This window comes from Roseomonas indoligenes, from assembly GCF_017813365.1.
GTDB classification, from domain to species: Bacteria; Pseudomonadota; Alphaproteobacteria; order Acetobacterales; family Acetobacteraceae; genus Roseomonas; species Roseomonas indoligenes.
Genome location: NZ_JAGIZA010000005.1, coordinates 241,464 through 264,641 on the forward strand (window position 1 = coordinate 241,464; position 23,178 = coordinate 264,641).

Here is a 23,178-nt window from a genome sequence, read left to right on the forward strand (position 1 = left end):
CTTCGGGGGTATCCCCCGGCGCCGCGCCTCGTCTAGCCTTCGCCCCGCAGAGAAGAGGGCGCGGACCATGGCTGCTGGCATCCCCGTTTCACGCCGCGTCCTCCTGGCGGGCCTTCCCGTCGCGCTGACGGCGCAGGCACCCGCGCCCGCAGCCGGCCGTTCGCTGACCATCGGCGTCGGCACGCCGCCCACCTCAGTCGATCCGCATTTCCACAACAACGGCCCGAACAACTCGCTCACCATGCAGATCTTCGACCGGCTGGTGGACCGGGATGCGCGGGCGCGGCCGGTGCCGGGACTGGCCGAGAGCTGGCGCGTGGTCTCCGACACGGAGTGGGAGTTCCGCCTGCGCCGCGGCGTGACGTGGCATGACGGGCGCGACTTCACGGCCGACGACGTGGTCTTCACCTTTGCCCGCGTGCCGGAGGTAGCGAACAGCCCCGGCGGCTTCGGCGGCTTCCTGCGCCAAGTGGCACGGGTGGAGGTGGCGGACCCGCACACCCTACGCATCCACACGAAGCAGCCGCACCCGCTGCTGCCGATCGACCTGACGCAGATCAGCATCATCGCCCGCCACGTGAACGGGACGGCGACGGAGGACTACAACAGCGGCAGGGCGGCGATCGGCACGGGCGCCTATCGCCTTATCTCCTACGCCTCCGGCGACCGCGCGGTGCTGGCGCGCAACGAGGGATGGTGGGGCGGCGCGGAGCCCTGGGCGACCGTGAACTACCGCTTCCTGGCGAACGACGCGTCCCGCACCGCCGCCCTGCTCTCCGGCGACGTGGACCTGATCGACCAGATCCCGACGAGCGACCTGGCGAAGCTGAAGCGCGACCCGCGCGTGGCCGTCTCCGAGATCGCGAGCCTGCGGACGATGTTCATGGCCCCGATGCACTCGCCGGAAGGCGGCAGCTCGGCGGTGACGGACAATGGCGGCGCGCCGCTTACGCGCAATCCCTTCCTCGACATCCGCGTGCGCCGGGCCCTCTCCATGGCCATCAACCGCGAGGCGCTGGTGGAGCGGGTGATGGAAGGCGCGGCGGAGCCGACCGGGCAATGGCTGCCGCGCGGCGCCTTCGGCTATAACCCGGAGGTGAAGCCGGACAGCTTCGACCCGGATGCGGCGAAGCGGCTGCTGGCCGAGGCGGGCTACCCGCAGGGCTTCCGCCTGACCATCGCGACCCCGAACGACCGCTGGCCGAATGATTCGCGGCTGTCCCAGGCGGTGGCGCAGATGTGGACGCGCATCGGCGTGCGAACCACGGTGGATTCCATGCCCTACGCCGCCTTCGTCCCGCGGCGGACGCGCTTCGAGTTCCCGATGCAGATGGCGGCCTGGGGAAGCTCCACCGGCGAGGCGACGAACTACCTCATCAACATCACCGGCACGCCGAACCGCCAGAAGCTGACGGGTTCGAACAACATGTGGCGTCTCTCCGACCCCGCGCTGGACGAGATGGTGGCCCGCGCCTCCGCCACCATGGACGACGCGGCGCGGGAAGGGCTGCTGCGGGATGCCGTGGCGCACTACGCGGAGACGGTGCCCTACATCCAGCTCCTGCAGCTCACCAACACCTGGGCCTTCCGGCGCGGGTTGCGGCACGATCCGCGCATGGATGAGCGGACCATCGCCATGGGCGTGCGCCCGGACGCCTAGGCCGCCGTCACACGACCACGGGCTTCACCTTTTCCAGCATCCAGCGCGCGTAGCCCGTGACGCGGGCATCCATGTGGGGGTGGCCGATGATCTGCACGCCCATCGGCAGGCCGCGCACCGCCGTCATGGGAACCGTGACACAGGGCACGCCGAGCGCCGAAGTGGCGGCGTTGTAGACGATGTCACCGGTCGGCCGGGGGGCCAGCGGCTGCCCGGGCCGATCCCCTTCCCAGACCGGCGCCGGGCCGGGCGAGGCAGGGGCGATCAGGGCATCCCCCAGGGGGGCAAGATCGGCCAGGGCGCGCCGCATGGCCTCCCGCTGCAGCAGGCGGGCGCGGTAGTCCTCCAGCGTCATCGACATCCCGCGCGCGTGGCGGTTGAGGAAGCGCTGGCTGACCCCCTCCGGGCTCGCCTCGACGAGGTTCTGCTGGCTCCAGCGCGTCTCGAAGCTGCCGATGTCGTTGGTCACGGCCTTGGCGTCCGCGATGGCGCGCTCGAAGGCCTCGATGGCCGGGGAAGAGTCACGGGTCAGGATCTCGACGCCCGCCGCGCGGAGGTTATCCAGCACGGCCGCGAAGGCGTGGCGCGACCCCTCGTCGAGGACCGCCCAGCCCTCCGCCTCCATGACGATCAGGCGGGTGGGCTTGCTGGCCACGGGCGGCGCGTTCGGCCCGAAGAGGGAGGGCGAGCCGGGATCGCCGCCCGCACGCGTCGCGATCGCCTTCGCGACCAGCCACATGTCCTGGATGGACCCGGCATGGACGCCCGCGGTGCTCTGCGACAGGCCCTGGCGTTCCCCGCGGTTGATGGCGCCCTGAGTCGGTTTCAGCGCGACGTTCCCGCAATACGAGGCGGGGCGGATAATGGAGCCGCCGACCTGCGTTCCGATGGCGGCCGGCACCATCCGCGCGCCGACGGCGGCGGCAGAGCCGGAGGAGGAGCCGCCGGGCGTGTGGCGCGGATCGAAGGGATTGGTCGTCGGGCCGGGATGCCCCTGGCCAAGCTCCGTGGTGACCGTCTTCCCCAGCACCACTGCCCCGGCGTCGCGCAGGGCACGGATCATGGCGCTGTCGCGCTTGGGGAAGTTGCCGCGAAAGGCCTCGCAGCCCATCTGGGTTGGCATGTCCCGCGTCTCGATCAGGTCCTTGATCCCGATCGGCATGCCATCGATCGGCGAGAGGGGCGTGCCGGCCTGCCAGCGGGCGGCGCTGGCATCCGCGGCCTCCCGCGCTCCCGCCTCGTTCACGACGACCCAGGCCTTCACCCCGGGCTCGCGCTCCGCGATCGTCTCCAGGCAGCGTTCGAGATAGGCGCGTGGGCTATCCTTGCCCTTCGCGAAGGCAGCGGCCGCGTCATGGAAGGTGAGTTGCCGAAAGGCGTCGGGCCGGTAGCCGGCCCCGGTCATGCCATCCACGCGCGTGTCTCCCAATGCTCGGCGGCATTGGGAACCCACGGCGCGATCCTGTCCAGCGGCAAGGCGCCGCCCCGGACCTACCGGAGCGGCGCCGATCATCAGCCCTTGAGGCTGTCCGGCACCTTGCCGCCGTTCTCGGCCAGCTTCTGCATGACCTGCTTGTGCAGCCAGATGTTCATGCTGGCGGAATCGTCGGTGCTGCCGCTGTAGCCCAGCTCGTGCGCCAGTTCCTTGCGGCTCTCGAGGCCGCTGTCCAGGTTCAGCAGCTTCATCAGGTCCACGATGGAGCTCTGCCAATTGAGCTTCTGCGAGTTCTTGGAGGCCATGTCCGTCAGCACGGCCTCAACGTCCACGGCCTGGGCGGGGGTGCCCGACGCGGCGCCGGCGGTGGAAGGCGCCGTGGTGCCGGATGCGGGGCTGGCGGAGGAGGCGCTGGCGTCCGGCAGGGTGCCGATGCCGCCGGGCGCGGGCTGGGCGGCGGCCGGATGACCGAAGATCTTGCCCATGATGTCGCGGAACATGCTCATGCGAGACTCCTGTAAGCGTGTGGTGCCCGCACAACGGCGCCGGGGCGCCGGGGTTGTCCCGCTAACCCTGCCCTTGGACTTCGCCCTCCAGGTCCCTCCCCGCCCGATCCCGGAAGTTGGCACGGTGGAGAGGATAGGCGGTGGTGTATTTCAGCTGCTCCATGGCGAAACGCGAGGTGACGTTGCGCATCGGCACGGCCTGGATCAGGCGCTTGTAGAGAGCGTCGAACTCCGCCATCCCCGTCACGGCCACGCGGAGCATGTAGTCCACCTCTCCTGCCATGCGGTGCGCCTCCATCACCTCCGGCATGGCGCTGATGGCGCGGGTGAAGCTCTCCAGCCAGTCCGGCGTGTGGTCCCCGGCCTCGATCGCCACGTAGACGATCAGCCCGACGCCGATCTTCTCCGGGTCCACCAGCGCCACGCGGCGGGTGATGACCCCGCTCGCCTCCAGCTTCTGGACCCGCTTCCAGCAGGGGGTGGGAGAGAGGCCGACCCGGTCGGCGAGCTGGGCCACGGAGAGCGTGGCGTCGGTCTGCAGCAGTCCGACAATCTTGCGGTCGATCTCGTCCATCATCGTATCGGGCGGGCGGGGCACCTGCCCCGCCCCCCATCCTCAAGGGGCCCGATCAGACCGGCTTCTTGCCGGGCATGGCGGCGGAGCTGACGTTCACCCACTCCGGCGTCTCCGCCACCTCGATGTCCGGCAGGTTCACCACGACCTCCTCCACACCGCTGCGGACGAGAGCGCAGTGCAGCACCTCGGTGGTGGAAGCATTGATCTCCTGGTGCGGGACATAGGGCGGCACCTGGAAGAAGTCCCCGGCCTTCGCCTCCGTGATGAACTCCAGCCGGTCGCCCCAGCGCATGTGGGCGGTGCCGGAGATGATGTAGATAATGCTCTCCAGCTCGCCGTGGTGGTGCGGGCCGGTCTGGGAGCCGGGCTCGATCCGGTTCGTGCCGGCCCAGAGATGGGTGGAGCCGGTGCGGCTGCCGGAGATGGCCACCTCGCGGTTCATGCCGAGCGTCTCGGGCGTGTCGCAGCTGCGGTCGGCCGCGGAGACGTGGCGGATGCCCTTGTTGCGCCAGTCGTAACCGGGCCCCTGCGGGTTGCTCTGCTGCTTGGTGATGCTGCCGTCGGGCATGTCGATGGTCCTCGTGTGATCAGGCGGCGAAGATGGCCGCATTGAAGCCCGGATCGAAGGCCGGCGCCACGCGGTGGGCGCGCGGGATGACCTTCACCTTGGCGAAGAAGTCGGTGACGCGCTGCTGCGCCGCAATAACCCCCTCATCGATCGGAACGGTCCGGGTGGAGGCGACGGCGACGACCTCCCTGCCCACCGGCAGCGGGAAGCCGGTGCCGGCACTCCAGACCTTCGCCTGCTCCTCCGGGTTCGCCAGGCCCCATTCCCGGGCGCGGTGCAGCCGGCGAAGGAAGTCGGCCAGGGCCTCGCGCTTGCCCTTGATGGCCGTGTCGGAGGCCATCTGGTAGCTCTGGCCGCTCATCAGCCCTTCCCCGCCGTTCACGATCTCCCGCGCCCCGTCCTGCACCTTGGCCAGGGCGATATAGGGGCCCCAGGTCGCCCAACCATCCACCGAGCCGTTCGCCATGGCGGCCTTGGCGGCGTCCGGGGCGATGAAGGCGAAGCGGACGGAGTCGAGCGGCATCCCCTCGCGCTCCAGGGCGGCGAGGGTGAGGAAATGGCCGGTCTGCCCGCGCAGCGTCGCGATCGTCTTACCCCGCAGATCGGCCACGATGCGGATGGCCGAACTCCCGGGCACGACGAGCGCCGTGACCGCCCCACCGGAGCGGACGGCCGAGACCGCCTTGCCCTCAATCCCCGCCGCGACCGCGGAGGTGAAGGGCGCATCGCCGATGCCACCCGTGTCGATGGCGCCGGCGTTCAGTGCCTCCAGCAGCATCGGGGCGCCGGCGAACTGCGACCATTCCACCCGGTAGGGCGTGCCGGAGAGAAGGCCGGCGGCCTCCATCAGCGGCTGGATGCCGCCGCGCTGGTCGCCGACGCGGAGTGACGTGGCCTGCGCGAACGCCGTGCGGGTGATGGCGGGCGCCGCGAGGAGCCCGCCAAGCAGGGTGCGTCTCTGCATCGGCCTAATCCAGCAGGTCGGGTTCAAGCGCGGTGATGGAGGCGTAGAGCGGCTGGAAGGAGAGCAGCCCGCCCTTCTGCGACCCGACCTGCGAGTGGGTGAGCCTCGCGACCTCGTGCGGGATGATGCGCGGCGTGCCGGCGGCCTCGGCCAGAAGCTGGGCACGGGCGGCATTGTCCATGGAGAGGTAGTACCAGGCCGTGGACTCCACCGAATGGCCCACGGTGAGGATACCATGGTTCAGCAGGATCACCGCCTTCCTCTCCCCGATCGCCTCCGCGATGCGATCCCCCTCCGAGGTGTCCAGCACCACGCCGGTGAAGTCGTCGAACAGCGCATGGTCCTCGTAGAAGGCGCAGGAATCCTGGCTGATCGGGTCCAGCAACCGGTTCAGCGAGGCCCAGGCCTTGCCGTAGGTGGAATGCGTGTGCGCCGCCGCCACCACGTCCGGACGCGCCCGGTGCAGGGCGGCATGGATGGCGAAGGCCGCGCGGTTCACGGGCTGGCCGCCGAAGACCACCTCGCCGTGATGGTTCACGCGGATCAGGTCGGAGACGCGGATCTGCGAGAAGTGGCGGCCGAGCGGGTTCACCCAGAACTCGTCGGGAAACTCTGGGTCGCGCGCCGTGACATGGCCGGCCAGGCCCTGATCGAAGCCCGCCCGGGCAAAGAGGCGGAAGGTGGCGGCCAGGCGCTGCTTCCGGTGCAGCCGCTCCTCCTCGACCGTGCGCCCCGGCTCGCCGTTGCGCAGCAGGTCGCCGAAATCCTGGATCCCGGCCTCGGTCGGCGCCTCGATGCGGGTGATCTGGTTCATGCCCGGCGGGTCCCGGCCGCGATCGCGGCGTTGAAGGAGGTGTCGAGCAGGTCCTTCGCCTGAACGCGGCGGCGGACGAGGCCGGCCCGGGCGTAAAGGTCGATGTTCTTCTGCTCGTCGGCCGCTACGCTGTCATCAACCGGGACGACGCGGGTCGCGGCGCGGCGGAACCAGTGCTCGGCCACGGGGGCCGGGATGTTCATCAGCTCCGACCAGGTCTTCGCATAGCCCGCGACATTGGCGTTCGCCCATTCCCGCGCCGCGGCAAGGCGGCGGACGAACTCCGCCAGCTCATCCCGCCGGGACGCGATGGCGTCGTCGCGCGCGGCCTGGAAGCCGAGGCCGGGCGTGATCCCCTGGCCATGCGCCACGCGGCGGGCGCCGTTCAGCACCTCCTCCTGGCTCACATAGGGCTCCCAGGTGGCCCAGGCCTCGACGGAGCCGCGGGTCCAGGCCGCCTTGGCATCGGCCGGCAGCAGGAAGACGAGTTGCACGGCGTCCAGCGGCAGCCCGGCACTTTCCAGCGCCGCCAGCACCACCTGATGTCCGATGGAGCCGCGCCCCGTGGCGATGCGCTTGCCCTTCAGATCCGCGATGGACTGGTAGGGGCTGTCCTTCTGCACGAGGATCGCAAGACCCTCGCGGTTTTCGCGCGTGGCCGCGATGGCCTTGATCGGTGCGCCGGCGGCAGCGCCGAAGGTGAAGGGCGCGTCGCCCACCAGCCCCGTGTCGATGGCGCCGGCATTCAGCGCCTCCACCAGCGGGGCCGCGGCGGGAAACTCGCTCCAGGCAATACGGTCGCCGAAGCCCTGCAGCTGGCCGGAGGCCTCCATCACCGCGCGGGCGTTCCCACGCTGGTCGCCCACGCGGAGCGGGGTCTGGGCACGCAGGATGCGGGGGGCGGCCAACACGGCCGCGCCCCCGAGGAGCAGGCGGCGCGCGATCATTCGGCGGCGACCTGCACGCGGCCAGCGAGGCGCTGCTGCACCAGCCGCCTGGTGGCGGGCAGGAGGGAGCGGCCGTACTCCACCGCATCCTCCAGCGGGTCGAAGCCGCGGATGAGGAAGGTGGTAACGCCGAGGTCGTAGTACTCGAGGAAGGCTTCCGCCACCTGCTCCGGCGTGCCCACCAGCGCGGTGGTGTTGCCGCGCGCGCCCGTCTCCCGCGCGATGGCGGTGTAGAGGCGACCTTCCGGCCTGTCGCCGAGCGCCGCAGCCGCGAGCAGCCGCTGGGAGCCGGCATTCTGCGGCGCATGGGTGTTCGCGCCAAGGATGGCAGTACCGCGGATCTGGCGGATGCGGTGCAGGATGGCCTCCGCCCGGCCCCAGGCCGCGTCCTCCGTATCCGCCAGGATCGGGCGGAAGGAGAGCGAGAAGCGCACCTGATCGGCGCGGCCGTGCTTCGCCGCCTCCGCCCGCACGCGGGAGATGATCTCGCGCACCTGGGCATGGGTCTCGCCCCACAGCGCGTAGACGTCGGCGTGCTTGCCGGCCACCCGCAGCGCCGCCTCGGACGCGCCGCCGAAGTACAGGGGAATGCGGGGCTGCTGTACGCTCCGCACCTCCGGCGAGGCGCCCTTGATGCGGTAGAAGGCACCTTCGTGGTCCACGGGCGCTTTCGCGGCCCAGACCGACTTCAGGATCGTCAGGTACTCGTCCGTGCGCTCGTAACGCGCGTCCTTGTCCAGCCAGTCGCCGTCGCGGGCCTGATCCACGTCATCGCCGCCGGAGATGGTGTGCAGCGCCGCGCGGCCATTGCTCAGCTGGTCCAGCGTGTTGAAGGCGCGGGCCGCGGTGGTGGGCGCCTGGAAGCCCGGGCGGTGGGCGACGAGGAAGCCGACCTTCCTCGTATGCGCGGCGGCATGGGCGGCAAGTTGCAGCCCATCCGGCCCATTGGAGTGCCAGCCAATGAGGATGCGATCGAAGCCCGCCTCGTCATGCGCCTTGGCGGAGGCGATCAGGTAGGACGGATCGATCGACGGGCCGCTGGCCGGATGGATCTCCGATTGCTCGCGCGGCTGGACCATGCCGATGAACTCGACGCCGTCAGCAGGGAGGGTGTTGAGGCTCATAGCATTCCCTTTCAGATCGGAAGCAGCGCGGCGCGACCGGCCGCGAGGAGGGCGGCGTCGGGCTGGGGGGTATGGATGCGGGCGCAGAGGACGTCGCGCAGGTGCCGCTCCAGCGGGTTGCTGCGCGCGAGGGCGTGGTTGCCGCACAGGGCCACCGCTTCCTGCACGGCCGCGATGGCGTTGTCCGCGGCCACGGTCTTCACCAGCCCGAGCTCGGCGGAGGTCGTCTCCTCCCGCGCCGCGCAGGCGACCAGGCGGTTATTGGTGAGGAGCAGCGCCTCGACCCGCCCCACCGCCTCCTGCACGCGCGGCAGGGTGGCCAGGGGCTGGCCAAGATTGGCGGGCACACGGTTGCGGAGGAACCCGACCAGCCAGTCCCGCGCCGCCCGCGCCACGCCCGTATAGAGCGCGGCGATCAGCAGCGTGTTCCAGGCCGCGGCGTCCGCGTCGCGCTCGTTCCAGCCGGTCGGTGCGCGGAGGTCCAGCGCGTGGTCCTCCGGGATCGTCACCTCGTTCATCAGCACGTCGTGGCTGCCGGATGCGCGCAGGCCCGCCTGGTCCCAGGTCTCAACGATCCGCACGCCCGGCGCGCGCATCGGGAGGAGGAAGAGGCCGGTGCGCGGCGCCTCCTCGTCCGTGCGCGCGAAGACGAGGCCCCAGTCCAGCGCCGGGGAACCGGTGGAGTAGATCTTGCGTCCGCTGAGCGCCCAGCCCGACGCCGTGCGGCGCGCCACCGTGGCGGGCAGGCCGCCGCGGGCGGGGGTGCCCAGCTCCGGCTCCACGCGCAGCGCGTTCATCACCTCGCCGCGCTTCACCGCACCCTCCGCCAGGCGCGCGCGCACGGCACGGGAGATGGCGCCGTTTCGGGCGACCCCGCGCTGCTGGATGAACTGCATGGCCAGCACCAGCGCGGTGGCAGGGCAGCCCTCCGCGATCGCGCCGACGATGCGGGCGGCCTCGGCTAGCCCGATCTCCGCCCCGCCGAACTCCGCAGGGATGGTCAGGCCGAGCAGCCCGGCCTCCCGCAGAGCCACGATGTTCTCGTGCGGGAAGCTGCCCTCGCGGTCATGGAGCGCGGCCGTCGCGGCGAAGCGGCGGGCGACGTCGCGCACGGGGTCCGGGCGCGTGGAGAGAATGGTCCCATCCATCAGGCCGCGCGCCCCGGGCGCCAGAAGCCGCGATCCCACATCGGCGCCACGTCCACCTTGCGGGGGATCACGCCGATGCGCGCGAACTCGTCCGCGACCGCCTGCTGCGACGCGATGGCCGCATCGTCCACCGGCGCCAGGCTGCGCGGCTGGGAGACGTTGTCCAGCAGCGAGCGGATCGTCGCTTCCGGCACGTTCAGCGTGGCGGCCTGGGCGGCCGCGTACTCCGCCGGATGCTCCTGAATATAGGGCAGAGCGCGGCGGATGCGGTCCAGAAGGTCGCGCACCGCCGCCGCCCGCGCCGGCTCGTCGGCAATGTTGGCGCGGGTGAAGTAAGGATAGTTGCCGGAGAGGATGCCCTGCGCTGTCCGCAGCACCCGGGCCCCGGACTGCCGCGCGATCGGCACGGAGTAGCCGTAGATGGCCCAGGCATCGAGCGCACCGTTGCGGAAGGCGGCCGCACCGTCGGCGGGCGTCAGGTTCACCAGCTGCACGTCGGCCAGGGAGAGCCCGACCTCGTTCAGCATCCGGGAAAGATAGTAGTGCGTCGTCGTGGCGCGGACATAGCCGACACGCTTGCCCTTGAGGTCCTTGATCGACTGGATCGGGCTGTCCTTCGGCACCAGCACGGTCTGTTCGTTCACGTCACCGCGGATCACGGCCACGAGCTTCACGCGCGCGCCGGAGACGGCGGCGAAGGTGGGCGGGATCTCGCTGCCATAGGCGAGGTCCAGCGCGCCCGCATTGGCGGCCTCCAGCATCAGGTTGCCGGAGCCGAACTCCGACCACTCGACGCGGTAGGGCGTGTCGCTCAGCCCGGCGAGGCGCAGCAGGAGCCCGTCGCCCGCCTTGTACTGCGCGGCCCGGACGGTGACCGGGGCCTGCGCCCGCGCAATGGCGGGCACGGCCAGCGCGGCGAGGAGAGCGGTGCGGCGCGGGATCATCACGCGGCCTCCCGGATCACCTCGGCCTCGACGCCGAGTTCGGAGAGGAGACGGTGGCGCAGCGCGACGAAGCGCGCATCGCCGTGCGAACGCGGGCGCGGCATCTCAACCGGGATATCCGCGGCAATGCGCCCGGCATCCAGCACCAGCACGCGATCCGCCAGCAACACCGCCTCGTCCACGTCATGGGTAACGATGAGGGTGGTGGGCGTGTGGACGCGCCAGAGGTCCAGCACCAGCGCATGCATGCGGATGCGGGTCAACGCGTCCAGCGCGGCGAAGGGCTCGTCCAGCAGCAGCAGGCGGGGCTCCCGCACCAGCGCGCGGGCCAGGGCGGTGCGCTGCGCCTCGCCGCCGGAAAGGGTGGCGGGCCAGGCCTCGGCATGGCGCGTCAGGCCCACCTCCGCCAGGGCACGTTCCGCACGCTCCCGGGCGCCGTTGCCGGGCAGCCCGATCGTCACGTTCTGCCAGACCTGCTTCCAGGGCAGCAGGCGCGGTTCCTGGAACGCCACGGCGACGGAGGCCGGGACCCGGATCTCCGCATCGGCCGGCGCCGGGTCCAGCCCGGCCAGCGTCCGCAGCAGGGTGGACTTGCCGGAGCCGGATCGCCCGAGCAGCGCGGTGAAGGAACCCGGCTCCAGCTCCAGGTCCAGCGCGTTGAGGACGGTGTTGCTGCCGAAGCGGCGGGTAAGGCCGCGGACGGAGACAACCCGGTTCAGGGGGCGATTGTCGCTCATGAGGATTAGCCCTTCACCAGGGAGGGGCGCCAGGCCAGGGCGCGGCGCTCGAAGGCGCGCACCAGGGCATCGGCGGAAAGGCCGAGCAGCGCGTAGACGAGCAGGCCGACGACGATCACGTCGGTGCGGAGGAAATCCCGCGCGTCGTTGATGAGGAAGCCGATGCCGGAAGTCGCGTTGATCTGCTCCGCGATCACCAGGGAGAGCCAGGCGCTGCCGAGCGCATAGCGCAGCCCGACAAGGCCGGAGGGCAGCGCCGCCGGAAGGACGACATGGCGGACCAGGCCGCGACGGTCGAGGCCAAAGACCTTGCCCGCTTCCATCAGCTTCGGGTCCACGCCACGGATGCCCGCGAAGAGAGTGAGATAGACGGGGAAGGCGCTGCCGAGGGCAACAAGGGCGATCTTCGGCGTTTCGCCGATGCCGAACCACAGGATGAAAAGGGGAACGAGGGCGAGGAAGGGCAGCGTGCGCAGCATCTGCATCGGCGCGTCCACCACCTCTTCCCCCAGGCGGGACAGGCCGGCGACGAGGGCGAGCGCGGCGCCTGTGGTGACGCCGACCACCAGCCCGGAGGCGACCCGCCCGAGGGAGACCAGCAGGTGGCGCGGCAACTCGCCTGAGACGACCAGCTCCCAGGCGCTGGCAAGGATGGTGCTGGGCGCGGCAAGGGTGCGCGGCGCGATCAGCCCGGCCATCGAGGCCGCCTGCCAGAGCAGGACGAGGACGAGCGGCGAGACGAAGCGGCGATAGCGCGAGAGATCGATGCGCGGCAGGCGGGCTTGGAGAGGCTCGGACGGCGCGAGGGCGCCGCGCGCGCCGAGGGCGTGCTCGGACATGCTGGGAAACTCCGGGCTATGCAGGTTGCCGCTGCGGGCGCGGCGGTCGGGTCTGTTGCGGCGTTCAGCCGCGACAAGGACCCGGCCAGCGGCCGAACGGGGCAGCGCGAGGGGGCGTGTCGTTCATGCCAGAAAGCTAAGAACACGCTGCGCCGCGGCATAGAGCGCGGATTTCCAAACATTTTGGGCCGCGTAGGCGCGGCATGCTGCGGAATAGCTGGGGAAGGGAAAGCTATTCCCCTCCCCGTTTCGTTACTCGGCGTCGGCCTGGTTTTCCGGTGCCGCGGCGATGAAGGCGGGATGCGCGGCACAGGCCCGGGCGGCCTCGCTGATCCTCGCCAGCGCGGCGCTGTCGGCACCGAAGCGCTTTGCATTTCCCAACTGGGGAATGAGGCAGATGTCAGCCAGGGTCGGCGTGGGCCCGAAGCAGAATGGCCCCTCCCCGCCCGCCAGCAACTCCTCGCAGGCCTCCAGCCCCTCCTGGATGGTGTCGCGCGCCCAGCCCGTCACCACCTCCTCCGGCTGGCCCATGGCACGCAGGCGCGCCAGGACCTTCAGGTTCTGCACGGGGTGAATGTCGCAGGCGATCGCCTGGGCGAAGGCGCGGATGCGCGCCCGCTGCAGGGCATCGCCGGGCAGAAGCGCCGGTTCCGGATGAGTCTCGTCCAGCCACTCGACGATGGCCATGGATTGGGTGAGCACCTGCCCGTCATCCGTCTCCAGCGAAGGCAGCAGCCCCTGCGGGTTCAGGCACAGGTAGTCGGGTGCGCGCTGCTCGCCCTTGCGGAGGTGGCGGAACGCGTGCTCCGCCCCCAGTCCCTTGAGGTTCAGCGCGATCCGCACCCGCCACGCGGCGGAGGAACGGAAGTAGCCGTGAAGCTTCATGACCTAGTCCAGCGTGATGCCGAGGTCGCGGATCAGCGGCAGCCACACGCCGCGCTCGCGCTCCAACAGCGCCTCGAACTCCGCGGGGCCGCCCGTCAGCGGCTCCAGCCCGATCTGCTGCATGCGGGCACGCACGGCGGGGTCCTTCATCGTGGCATCCAGCTCCTTCGTCAGCTGGGCCACGACCGCGTCCGGCGTCGCCTTCGGCGCCACCACGCCCTGCCAGGCAAAGGCCTCGAACCCGCGCAGGCTCAGGGCGGCCTGGATCGTGGGGACACCCGGCATGTCCTCCACCGGCTGGGGCGAGAAGACGGCCAGCGCCTTCACCTTGCCCGAGCGCAGGTACTCGGCGCCCGAAGGGTAATCCAGCACCATCAGCGGCACATTGCCGGCAATCAGGTCGTTCAGCGCCGGCGCGGCGCCGCGATAGGGCACGTGGTTGAACCGCACGCCCGCCTCCCGCGCCAGCCGCTCCATCGCCAGGTGGTGCGGGGACCCGATGCCGGCAGTTGCGCAATCCACCGGGGACGCCTTCGTCTTCCCGATCAGCTCCTGCACATTCGCCGCGGCAGGCTTCTCGCCCGTCACGAGGAACAGCGGGAAGCGCGCCATCAGGCCCACGGGCCGGAAGTCTCGCGCGGGGTCGTAGGGCAGGCGCTTGAAGAGGGCGGTGTTGAAGATCAGCGTGCCGTTGTCGGCCGTCATCACCGTGTAGCCGTCGGCCGGGGCCTTGGCGGTGAACTCCGCACCGACATTGGTCGCGCCACCCGGGCGGTTCTCGATCACCACGGGCTGGCCGAGGCGCTGTGACAGGGTGGCACCGACGAGGCGGGCCAGCACGTCCGTGCCGCCGCCCGCCGCATAAGCCACCACCCAGCGCAGTGCGCGGTCGGGATAGGCGGCCAGCGCCGGCAGCGGCAGGGCCGCGGCAAGGCCGGCGCCCATCAGGGCACGGCGGCCCAGCGTCATCTCATTCATTCTTGTTTCCTTCCCGATGGCCGGGCTTGCCGCCCGGCCCGTCCCGTTTCGATCAGTTGGCCGGCAGAACGGACGCGCGGCAATCCCCAAAGCCAATCGTGGCAAAACCCTCCCGCGCGGCGCGGGCGCGCAGGATGATCTCGTCCCCGTCCTCCACGAACTTACGCGTCTCGCCCGAGGGAAGCTGAACCGGCTCCTTCCCGCCCTTCGTCGTCTCCAGCAGGCTGCCGAAGCCCCCGGCATCCGGGGCGGAGAGGGTGCCGGAGCCCAGCATGTCGCCGGGATTCAGGTCGCAGCCGTTGGAGCTGTGGTGCGCCACCATCTGTGCCACCGTCCAGTACATGTGCTGCGCATTGGAGAGGGAGAGCCGGTGCGGCGCCATTCCCTTTTCCCGCATGCCGGGGGTGAGGATCAGCACCTCCAGCGCCAGATCCAACGCGCCGCCCGCCTGATCTGCCTCGTCCAGCAGATAAGGCAGCGGCTTCGGATCACCCTCCGGCCGCGCGGGCTGGGCGATGCGGAAAGGTTCCAGCGCCTCCGGCATGATCACCCAGGGGGAAACGGTGGAGCCGAAATTCTTCGCCAGGAAGGGACCGAGCGGCTGGTACTCCCAGGCCTGGATGTCACGCGCCGACCAGTCGTTCAGCAACCCGTAGCCCGCGACATGGGAGGCGGCCTTCGCGACCGGGATGGAATTGCCGAGCGTGCTGCCCGGCCCGATCCAGACCGCCATCTCCAGCTCGTAGTCCAGCCGCTCGCAGGGCGCGAAGCGCGGCGTCTCCGAATCCGGCGCCTTCAGCTGCCCCTTCGGCCGCCTCACCGGCGTGCCGGAGACGCGCACGGAGGAGGCGCGGCCGTGATAGGCGATGGGAACGTGCTTGTAGTTCGGCAGCAGCGGGTTATCCGGCCGGAACACCTTGCCGACATTGGTCGCGTGATGAATCCCCACGTAGAAATCGGTGTAGTCGCCGATCTTCGCGGGCAGCAGCAGCGTGCAGGCCTCCATCGGGTGCAGGTGCTGCTCCAGCTCCGCGCGGTGCGGGCTCCCGTCCGCCAGAAGCTCCGAAAGCCGTGCGCGCAGCGCCTTTCGCGGCCCCTCCCCGAGCGCAAAGAGAGCGTTCAGCGAAGGGCTCGCCGCCGCCTCCCGAACGTCCTCGGCCACGGGGGCCATGGTCAGGTCCAGCACCATGTCCCCGATCGCCACGCCCACGCGGGCGCTGCCCATGTCGAGCGGAATGAAGACGCCGAGCGGCAGGTTCTGGATCGGGAAATCCGGATGGCCGTTGGCGGATCGCACCCAGCTCTTCAGGGCAGGGTCGTGCGTGGCGTCGGGCATGGATTACCGCTGGTTCGGGTTGAAATGTTTGGCGAGTGTATGGCCGTAGTTCGTGTAGCTCCGCTGGAACTGCGGCGCTTCCGCCGCGAAGCGGGTCACCTTCTGGGGCAGTCGCGTCTCGAACATGAAGGCCATGGTGCCCTCCAGCTTGTGCGGCTTCAACTCCGCCGCGCTGGCCTTCTCGAAGGCGTCCATGTCCGGGCCGTGCGGCAGCATGCAGTTGTGCAGGCTGAACCCGCCGGGGGTGAAGCCACCGCCGGTCTTGGCGTCGTACACGCCCTCGATCAGCCCCATGAACTCGCTCATGACGTTCATGTGGTACCAGGGCGGCCGGAAGGTGTTCTCCGCCACCAGCCAGCGGTCGGGGAAGATCACGAAGTCGATGTTCGCCGTGCCCGGCGTCTCGCTGGGCGAGGTGAGCACCGTGAAGATCGAGGGGTCGGCGTGGTCGAACAGCACCGGCCCGACAGGGGAGAAGCGGCGCAGGTCGTACTTGTAGGGCGCGTAGTTGCCGTGCCATGCCACCACGTCCAGCGGCGACTGCCCGATCTCCGTGCGCCAGAACGAGCCGCCTGATTTCACGGTAAGCCGCGACGGCACCTCCCGGTCCTCATAGGCCGCGACGGGGGTGAGGAAGTCGCGCTGGTTCGCCAAGCAGTTCGCACCGATCGGCCCGCGCTCCGGCAGGGTGAATGCGCCGCCGTAGTTCTCGCACAGGTAGCCGCGCGCGGGGCCTTCCGGCACCTCCACGCGGATCTTCACACCGCGCGGGATCACCGCGATCTCAGTCGGGCGCAGGTCGATGACGCCGAACTCCGTGGAGATCCGCAGGCCGCCCTGCTGCGGGACGAACATCATCTCCGCATCGGCGTTGTAGAAGTACTCATCCTCCATTGAGCGGGTGATGAGGTAGATATGCGCGCCCATGCCGGACTGGCTGCCGGCATCGCCCGCCGTGGTGATGGTGCGGATGCCCTCTAGGAAGGAGACCTTTCCCTCCGGCAGCGGCAGCGGATCCCAGCGCAGCGGGGAGAGCGGCAGATCCACCTCCGCGCAGGGCGCCGTGCGCCACAGCCCGGCATCCACCTTCTCGAAGGCGCCCCAATGCGCCACCGTCGGGCGGATGCGGTAGAGCCAGGACCGCTCATTCGTCGCGCGCGGCGCAGTGAAGGGCGATCCGGAAAGCTGCTCGGCGTAGAGGCCGTAGGCGCAGCGCTGCGGCGAGTTGCGGCCAATGGGCAGGGCGCCCGGCAGGGCTTCGGTCTCGAAGCCGTTGCCGAAGCCCGGCATGTAGCCGGTCTCGTTGGTCGTGAGCGGCTGCGGACGGAACGGGGCGTTCATCGCAAGCTCCTTCTTTACCGGTCCAGTTCGGCGGACTTCATCTCGGTGCCGTGCTCCAGCGCCTTCCACATCTCGACATCGCGCTCGGCGGTCCAGATACGTGGATGGTCCAGGCCCTTGGCCTCGTCATAGGCGCGGGAGACGTCGAAGGGCATGCAGTGCTCGAAGATCACCCAGTGCCCGTATTTCGGGCGCATGGCCGACATCGCCTCGTCGTAGACCTGCTTCAGCGAATGCCCGGCCGCCACGCCCTTCTTCGCGATCCCGAAGAGGTCGGAGGTGAAATCCGCCGTGCCCTGCAGCCCCTCCTCGATCTTCTCAGGCGTGGTGAGGGAGGCACCGCGCCCCGGCACCAGCGCCACGGGCTTCAGCGCCCGGATCGCGTCCAGCGTGCCCGCCCAATCCGCGAAATGCGCGTCGCCGCAATAGGGGGTCGCCCCGTACTCCACGCTGTCGCCGGAGAAGAGCACGCGCTCCTCCGGCAGCCACACCACCGTGTCGCCGGCCGTGTGGGAACGGCCGATATGGATGATCTGCACCTCGCGCTTGCCGAGCCAGAGCGTCATCTTCTTGTGGAAGGTCACGTGCGGCCAGGTCAGGCCGGGGATGCTCTCCTTGCCCCGGAACAGGCGGGGGAAGCGGCCGATTTCGCTGTCCATGTCCTGCTGCCCACGCTCCACGATCAGGTCGCGCGTGACATCGGAAGCGATGATCTCCGCCCCCTCGTAGCCGGAAGCGCCGAGCACGCGCACGGCGTGGTAGTGCGAGAGGACGACATGCTTCACCGGCTTGTCCGTCACCGTCCGGATGCGCGCGATGACGTCGGCGGCCATGCGCGGCGTCGCCTGGGCGTCCACCACCAGCACGCTGTCGTCGCCGATCACCACGCCGGAATTCGGATCACCTTCGGCGGTGTAGCCGTAAAGGCCCGGGCCAAGTTCGTCGAAGGAGATGACCTTCTCGGCGAGGTCGTTGGTGCTGGCAAAACCGGACATGCGGATATCCTTGTTCAGGCGCGGGCAGCGAGGATGGTATCGTGCCCCGCCGGTTCAATGCCCTGCCGGGCCCGCGCCATCGCCTGGCGCAGCACGGCGGCATCGCCGATGTGGTTGGAGAGAAGCAGGATCAGGCGCGCATCGACCGCACGGCTCTGCTCCGGCGTCAGATCACCGTGCAGGGCGATCAGCGCTTCGTAGAAGTCGTCGGGCGAGGCAATGTTGGGCTTGGTGTTCAGCATGCGGCCATCTCCGGCACTCGGGCGGTGGCGCGGTCCACCGCCGCCCGCAGCTTCGCGGGATTCAGGCGACGCCAGCGCGCGCAGACGTGCTGGTCCGGGCGGATCAGATAGGCGGTGCCGGGTCGCGCGTCGTAACGGCGCGCGGCAAGCCCCTGCGCATCCTCGCCGGGCGTCACGTTCACCACGCGAACCCCGTCCACCACCGGCGCAGCCTCGCCGAAGTGCAACAGGGTGAAGTCCCGGCCCAGCCGGTCCAGCAGCCATCCCCCGCCTTCCAGCGGCGCGTCCAGCGCGGGGGCGCCGGGCAGCATGGCACCCTCAAAGGCGTCTTCGTCCGGCGTGTTCAGCGGCGAATTCCGGTAGGTGCTGGGCAGGGACAGCCGGCCGCTGTTCACAAGCCGGCGCGCGAAGGCGCAGTCCTTCGCCAAGTCCAGCACCGCATCACGAAAGGCGCGGCTGGCCTCGTTCTTCGGCGTGATGAAGTCGGTTGAGCGGGTGGAGTTGAGGATATTCTCGTCCGCCGCCGCCACCCGCTCGCTGTCGTAGCTGTCCAGCAGCGCGTCCGGCGCCTCGCCGCGCAGCACAAGGGCCAGCTTCCAAGCGAGGTTCTCCGCATCCTGCACGCCGCTATTCGCGCCGCGCGCCCCGAAGGGCGAGACGCCGTGCGCGGAGTCCCCGGCAAACAGCACGCGCCCGTGCCGGAACCGCTCCATCCGCAGGCAGGAGAAGGTGTAGATGCTTACCCATTCCAGCTCGAACTCCGCGTCATGCCCCAGCAGGGCGCGCACGCGGGGGATCACCCGCTCCGGCGCGCGCTCGGCCACCGGGTCGGCGTCCCAGCCCAGCTGGAAATCGATCCGCCACACCCCGTCCGGCTGGCTGTGCAGCAGCACGGACTGATTCGGGTGGAAGGGCGGGTCGAACCAGAACCAGCGCTCGGCCGGAAAATCGGCCTTCATCCGCACATCGGCGATGAGAAAGCGGTCGCGGAAGCTGCGCCCCTTGCTCTCCAGCCCCATCGCGCGGCGGATCGGTGAGCGCGCGCCGTCCGCGGCCACCAGGTAATCGGCGGAAAGCCTGTACTCGCCCTCCGGCGTCTCGACCGTCAGCGTCACGGCCTCCGCGGATTGCGAGACGGCCGTGACCTTGTTCTGCCAGCGGATCTCGATATTCGGCAGCGCCTGGGCGCGCTCCAGCAGGAAGCCTTCGACATAGTATTGCTGGAGATTGATGAAGGCCGGCCGCCGATGACCGCCTTCCGGCAACAGGTCGAAGGAGTACACGGGATCGGCGCGGTGAAAGACCCGCCCGAGGTTCCAGGTGACGCCCTTCTCCACCATCGCTTCGCCGCAACCCAGCCGATCGAAGATTTCCAGCGTGCGCTTGGCGAAGCAGATCGCGCGGGATCCGCTGGAGAGGGAGCGGTCGTCGTCCAGCAGCAGCACGCGCTGTCCGGCCTGCGCCAGGTCGATCGCGGCGGCCAGCCCCACCGGGCCCGCGCCCACGACCACCACCGGGTGCCGCGCGGCGGAGCCCGCCGACTGGTCCGGCGAGCGGCGGTAGTCGAAGCGGAGCGACTGGTAGTCGACGTGCAAGTCCGACTCCTCCGGGTTCCGGCCACCTTGCCCATCGACGGGCGGGGCCTGGATGTTATGATCACGAGGTATCATCTCATCTGAGACGATTCAAGAGGCACGCCATCGACACCCCCGAGCCCCCGCCCCTCCGCCTCGCGGAGTTCCTGCCCTACCGGATCTCCGTGGCGGCCGAGAGCGTCAGCCGCGCCTTCGCCGCCCGCTACGAGGCGGAGTTCGGCCTCTCCATCCCAGAATGGCGGGTCATGGCCGTGCTGGGCGAGGGCGCGCCCCTCTCCACCCAGGCGGTAATCGCGGCAACCGAGATGGACCGGGTGAAGGTCAGCCGCGCCGTGATCCGCCTGGCCGATAAGGGGCTGGTGGCCCGCGCTCCGCACCCCGAGGACCAGCGAGCCCAGGTGCTGAGCCTCGCGCCGCGAGGCGAGGCACTCTACCGCCGCATCGTCCCCCGCGCCCATGGGCTACAAGCGGAACTGGCCGAGGCGCTGACGCCGCAGGAGATCGCAGCGCTCGGCGGCATGCTGGAGAAGCTGCGCCGGCGCGCCTCACGCCTGCTGGGCGAGGATGGCGGCGCGGGCTGACGGGCGGCATCCTTCTTGCGGTGCGCGTCCCGGCGCGGAGGGTTGAACATGCGGATCGCGGTCATCGGCAACGGCATCGTCGGCAGCTGCTGCGCGGCCTGGCTTCAGCGGGACGGGCATGAGGTGACATTCATCGACCCGCTCGGCCCCGCCGAGGCGACGTCCTTCGGCAATGCCGGCTCCCTCTCCCCCTCCGCCTGCCTGCCGGTGGGAATGCCGGGGATGTGGAGAAAGGTGCCGCGCTGGCTCCTGGACCCGCTGGGCCCGCTCTCCGTCCGCTGGCGCTACGCGCCGATGGTCGCGCCCTGGCTGGCCCGCTTCCTCCGCGCGAGCGAGCCGCGGGAGGTGGTGCGGATCGCCACCGCCCTCCGCAACCTCCTGGCGCCGATCTTTGAGTGCTACGAGCCGATCCTGCAGCGCGCCGACGCCATCGGCCTCGTGAACCGCGGCGGCTGCCTCTACGTCTATTCCGGGCCGGAGGCCGCGCGGCAGTGGCAATGGGGCATGAACCTCCGCCGCTCCCTCGGGGTGGAACTGCGCGACGTGGGGGAGGAGGAGCTGGCGGCGCTGGAGCCGGACCTGCGCGGCCGCTTCCGCTTCGGCATCCTGGCGCCGGAAAACGGCTCCACCACCGATCCCGCCGCCCTCACCCGCGCCATCTTCGCCCGCTGCGTCGCGGATGGCGCGACCACGGTCCGCAGGCGCGCCAAGGGTTTCCGCATGAACGGCCACCACGTCGCCGCCGTGCGGACCGAGGGCGGGCCTGAGGTGGAGTGCGACGGCGTCGTGCTCGCCGGCGGCGCCTGGTCCGCGAAGCTGGCGCGGCAGCTCGGCCCCGCCATCCCGCTGGAGACGCAGCGCGGTTACCACGTCACCGTCGCCAGCAACAACCTGGCGCTGCGGCACACCGTGATGGCGGTGGAGCACAACATGATGGTGAACCCCATGGGCATGGGCCTCCGCCTCGCCGGCTCGGTGGAGTTCGCGGGGCTGGAGGCGCCGCCGGACTACGCCCGGGCCGATGTCCTTCTGACACGCGCGAAGGACATGTTCCCCCACCTCGACACCGCCCGGACCAGCCAGTGGATGGGGCACCGCCCCTGCCTTCCGGACAGTCTGCCGGTGATCGGCGCGGCACCCCGGGCGGAGAACGCCTGGTTCGCCTTCGGCCATGGCCATGTCGGCATGTGCGGCGCGGCCAGCACGGGGCGGGAAGTGGCGAACCTCGTCGCCGGGCGCGCGCCGGGGCTGGACCTTTCCCCCTTCTCCCCCACCCGCTTCCGGCGGGCTGCCTGACGGGAGAGGCGGGCGGCCCGGTTCCTGCAATCATCCGAACCGTCCTGCAGGAGGCCCGGCCGATGATCCCGCCCCTTCCCCGTCGCGCCCTGGCGCTCGGCGCATTCGCGATCGCCACCTCGGGCACCGCGCCGGGGACGGCGCGGGCGCAGGCCTGGCCCGTGAAGCCCGTGCGGATCGTCGTGCCCTTCCCGCCGGGCGGCAGCACGGATGTCCTGGCGCGCCGGCTGGCCGAACGGATGTCGCCCGCACTCGGGCAGCCCGTGCTGGTCGAGAATCGCCCGGGCGCCGGCGGGACCACGGGCGCCGACTACGTGTCCAAGTCGCCGCCGGACGGGCACACGCTGCTGATGGGTGTGACGGGCAGCAACGCCATCGCCGCCAGCCTCTTCCCTAACCTGCCCTACGACCCCGTCGCGGGCTTCTCCCCGGTTTCCCGCGTCGTCTCGGCGCCGCTCGTCGTGGTGGTGAACCCGGCCATGGGGGTGAACGACCTGGCGGCCTTCGTCGCGGCGGCGAAGGCTGCTCCCGGCGCGGTCACCTACGCCACCCCGGGCAACGGCACCTCCATGCACCTGACCGGGGTGATGTTCGCCCTCGCGGCCGGGCTCGATCTGACCCACGTGCCCTATCGCGGCTCAGCCCAGGCCGTGACGGACCTGATGGCGGGGCTGGTGAAGTCCTCCTTCGCGGACCTGCTGGTGATCCTGCCCCATCTCCGGGCTGGCTCGGTGAAGGCCCTGGCCGTGACGGGCGACTCGCGCCACCCACTGCTGCCGGCGGTGCCGACCGTGGCGGAATCCGGACTGCCGGGCTTCCAGGCAGAGTCCTGGCAGGGCCTCTTCGCCCCGCCCAGCACCTCCCCGGCGCTCCTGGCCCGGCTGCACGCCGAGGTCGCCGCGGCCATGCAGGCCCCCGAGATCCGCGACGCCTTCGTCGCCCAGGGATTCCGGGTGGAAGCGACGGAGCCGGCCGACTTCGCCCGTTTCGTGAAGGCGGAGGTCGCAAAATGGGGACAGGTGGTGAAGGAAGGGGGCGTTCGGCTGGACTGAAGCGCCGCAAATCGCTCGGCTGTGGAAGCCATGTGCGCCGCCGGGCGTTTTCAAATGCGAATCAATCTTACGAGGGCCGCATGCCAACACGCCCTGCCAAGTCCACTGGGCGATCCGAGTCCGCCGACCCCTTCGACCTCTGGCTCCGCCGCAGCCTGCACGAGAACTGGGACGCCGCCCTGAACGAGCGCGTACCGGACGACCTGTTGCGCCTGTTCAGCGACGACCGCGTGGAGTGGGAATCGATGAAGGCGCGCTGGCTTGCCGCCGATCCCCGACGGGACCCCTGATCCTCGTCAGTGCCGCCCGGACGTGCGGGGCGAGCGCCGAGAGGCGGCGATCCGGTCCAGCATCCGGGTGGCGAAGTGGCTGGCATCCTCTAGCCGGGGCGCGCCGGAGGGAGTCTCCCCGATTCCACCCGCCGCCGCCTCCGAGCTCTTCGCCACGAAGACGAGCATGGAGACAACCTCCTCGAAATCCTCCTGGGGAAGACGGGCGGCGATGGCCGCCACCGTCATCTCCAGAACCAGAAGGCGCACCTCGGCGTCCCCGGCCACGTCGACATCGGGTAGCCCGACCTGGGTGGACACCTACAACCCCCGCGCGATGACTAA

The 23,178-nt window shown here is 70.5% G+C and carries 25 protein-coding genes; 5 read left to right on the forward strand and 20 right to left on the reverse strand.

Annotation, left to right across the window (positions count from 1 at the left end; translation table 11 throughout):
- Positions 1-67: 67 nt before the first annotated feature.
- Positions 68-1,660: an ABC transporter substrate-binding protein gene (locus J5Y10_RS10785; RefSeq protein ID WP_209373423.1), complete on the forward strand. Its 1,593-nt coding sequence runs from the start codon at positions 68-70 to the stop codon at positions 1,658-1,660.
- Positions 1,661-1,667: 7 nt separating this feature from the next.
- Here J5Y10_RS10785 and J5Y10_RS10790 read toward each other — a convergent pair whose 3' ends face one another.
- From J5Y10_RS10790 to J5Y10_RS10880, 19 genes are all read right to left on the reverse strand, one after another.
- Positions 1,668-3,065, reverse strand: coding sequence for an amidase (locus J5Y10_RS10790; protein WP_209373692.1), 1,398 nt, complete (start codon positions 3,063-3,065; stop codon positions 1,668-1,670).
- A 107-nt stretch (positions 3,066-3,172) separates the two neighbouring features.
- A complete protein-coding gene (locus J5Y10_RS10795) occupies positions 3,173-3,601 on the reverse strand; it encodes a DUF3597 domain-containing protein (protein ID WP_209373425.1) in 429 nt (142 codons plus the stop codon).
- Between the two features lie 61 nt (positions 3,602-3,662).
- Positions 3,663-4,199 carry an Lrp/AsnC family transcriptional regulator gene (locus tag J5Y10_RS10800; RefSeq protein WP_342452892.1) on the reverse strand — a complete coding sequence of 179 codons (537 nt, stop codon included), beginning with the start codon at positions 4,197-4,199 and terminating at the stop codon, positions 3,663-3,665.
- A gap of 31 nt (positions 4,200-4,230) precedes the next feature.
- On the reverse strand, positions 4,231-4,746 hold the full coding sequence (locus J5Y10_RS10805) for a cupin domain-containing protein (RefSeq protein WP_245214536.1): 516 nt from the start codon (positions 4,744-4,746) through the stop codon (positions 4,231-4,233).
- Positions 4,747-4,765: 19 nt separating this feature from the next.
- Positions 4,766-5,710 (reverse strand): ABC transporter substrate-binding protein, encoded by a 945-nt coding sequence (locus J5Y10_RS10810; RefSeq protein ID WP_209373429.1) that lies wholly within the window; start codon positions 5,708-5,710, stop codon positions 4,766-4,768.
- A 4-nt stretch (positions 5,711-5,714) separates the two neighbouring features.
- Positions 5,715-6,524, reverse strand: a complete 810-nt coding sequence (locus tag J5Y10_RS10815) for a class II aldolase/adducin family protein (protein WP_209373431.1) — start codon at positions 6,522-6,524, stop codon at positions 5,715-5,717.
- Positions 6,521-7,471 (reverse strand): ABC transporter substrate-binding protein, encoded by a 951-nt coding sequence (locus tag J5Y10_RS10820; RefSeq protein WP_245214538.1) that lies wholly within the window; start codon positions 7,469-7,471, stop codon positions 6,521-6,523. Before J5Y10_RS10820 ends, J5Y10_RS10815 begins: the two co-directional genes overlap by 4 nt.
- Positions 7,468-8,595 (reverse strand): LLM class flavin-dependent oxidoreductase, encoded by a 1,128-nt coding sequence (locus J5Y10_RS10825; RefSeq protein ID WP_209373433.1) that lies wholly within the window; start codon positions 8,593-8,595, stop codon positions 7,468-7,470. The genes J5Y10_RS10820 and J5Y10_RS10825 overlap by 4 nt, the downstream gene beginning before the upstream one ends.
- Before the next feature lie 11 nt (positions 8,596-8,606).
- A complete protein-coding gene (locus tag J5Y10_RS10830; protein ID WP_245214539.1) occupies positions 8,607-9,743 on the reverse strand; it encodes an acyl-CoA dehydrogenase family protein in 1,137 nt (378 codons plus the stop codon).
- Entirely contained in the window at positions 9,743-10,687 is a 945-nt protein-coding gene (locus tag J5Y10_RS10835; protein ID WP_209373435.1) for an ABC transporter substrate-binding protein, read from the reverse strand. Before J5Y10_RS10835 ends, J5Y10_RS10830 begins: the two co-directional genes overlap by 1 nt.
- Complete coding sequence (locus tag J5Y10_RS10840) at positions 10,687-11,424, reverse strand: ABC transporter ATP-binding protein (RefSeq protein WP_209373437.1); 738 nt, start codon at positions 11,422-11,424, stop codon at positions 10,687-10,689. The genes J5Y10_RS10835 and J5Y10_RS10840 overlap by 1 nt, the downstream gene beginning before the upstream one ends.
- Positions 11,425-11,429: 5 nt before the next feature.
- The gene (locus J5Y10_RS10845) at positions 11,430-12,263 is read right to left on the reverse strand and encodes an ABC transporter permease (RefSeq protein ID WP_209373440.1); all 834 of its coding nucleotides are present in this window, start codon (positions 12,261-12,263) and stop codon (positions 11,430-11,432) included.
- A 252-nt stretch (positions 12,264-12,515) separates the two neighbouring features.
- Positions 12,516-13,148 (reverse strand): maleylacetoacetate isomerase, encoded by a 633-nt coding sequence (gene maiA, locus J5Y10_RS10850; RefSeq protein ID WP_209373442.1) that lies wholly within the window; start codon positions 13,146-13,148, stop codon positions 12,516-12,518.
- Between the two features lie 3 nt (positions 13,149-13,151).
- Complete coding sequence (locus tag J5Y10_RS10855; protein WP_209373444.1) at positions 13,152-14,126, reverse strand: Bug family tripartite tricarboxylate transporter substrate binding protein; 975 nt, start codon at positions 14,124-14,126, stop codon at positions 13,152-13,154.
- Between the two features lie 52 nt (positions 14,127-14,178).
- Positions 14,179-15,462: a fumarylacetoacetase gene (gene fahA, locus J5Y10_RS10860; protein ID WP_209373446.1), complete on the reverse strand. Its 1,284-nt coding sequence runs from the start codon at positions 15,460-15,462 to the stop codon at positions 14,179-14,181.
- A gap of 3 nt (positions 15,463-15,465) precedes the next feature.
- A complete protein-coding gene (hmgA, locus tag J5Y10_RS10865; RefSeq protein ID WP_209373448.1) occupies positions 15,466-16,803 on the reverse strand; it encodes a homogentisate 1,2-dioxygenase in 1,338 nt (445 codons plus the stop codon).
- A 14-nt stretch (positions 16,804-16,817) separates the two neighbouring features.
- Entirely contained in the window at positions 16,818-17,798 is a 981-nt protein-coding gene (locus J5Y10_RS10870) for an MBL fold metallo-hydrolase (protein WP_209373450.1), read from the reverse strand.
- Positions 17,799-17,812: 14 nt separating this feature from the next.
- Complete coding sequence (locus J5Y10_RS10875) at positions 17,813-18,040, reverse strand: DUF2783 domain-containing protein (protein ID WP_209373452.1); 228 nt, start codon at positions 18,038-18,040, stop codon at positions 17,813-17,815.
- A complete protein-coding gene (locus J5Y10_RS10880; protein ID WP_245214540.1) occupies positions 18,034-19,635 on the reverse strand; it encodes an FAD-dependent oxidoreductase in 1,602 nt (533 codons plus the stop codon). The genes J5Y10_RS10875 and J5Y10_RS10880 overlap by 7 nt, the downstream gene beginning before the upstream one ends.
- Before the next feature lie 164 nt (positions 19,636-19,799).
- Here J5Y10_RS10880 and J5Y10_RS10885 point away from each other — a divergent pair, with 164 nt between their 5' ends.
- From J5Y10_RS10885 to J5Y10_RS10900, 4 genes are all read left to right on the forward strand, one after another.
- Entirely contained in the window at positions 19,800-20,216 is a 417-nt protein-coding gene (locus J5Y10_RS10885) for a MarR family winged helix-turn-helix transcriptional regulator (protein WP_342452893.1), read from the forward strand.
- 48 nt (positions 20,217-20,264) lie between these two features.
- Positions 20,265-21,512: an NAD(P)/FAD-dependent oxidoreductase gene (locus J5Y10_RS10890; protein ID WP_209373456.1), complete on the forward strand. Its 1,248-nt coding sequence runs from the start codon at positions 20,265-20,267 to the stop codon at positions 21,510-21,512.
- A 62-nt stretch (positions 21,513-21,574) separates the two neighbouring features.
- Positions 21,575-22,564: a Bug family tripartite tricarboxylate transporter substrate binding protein gene (locus J5Y10_RS10895; protein ID WP_209373457.1), complete on the forward strand. Its 990-nt coding sequence runs from the start codon at positions 21,575-21,577 to the stop codon at positions 22,562-22,564.
- An 80-nt stretch (positions 22,565-22,644) separates the two neighbouring features.
- Positions 22,645-22,854 (forward strand): hypothetical protein, encoded by a 210-nt coding sequence (locus tag J5Y10_RS10900; RefSeq protein WP_209373458.1) that lies wholly within the window; start codon positions 22,645-22,647, stop codon positions 22,852-22,854.
- Positions 22,855-22,860: 6 nt separating this feature from the next.
- Here J5Y10_RS10900 and J5Y10_RS10905 read toward each other — a convergent pair whose 3' ends face one another.
- Positions 22,861-23,154, reverse strand: a complete 294-nt coding sequence (locus J5Y10_RS10905) for a hypothetical protein (protein ID WP_209373459.1) — start codon at positions 23,152-23,154, stop codon at positions 22,861-22,863.
- Positions 23,155-23,178 lie beyond the last annotated feature (24 nt).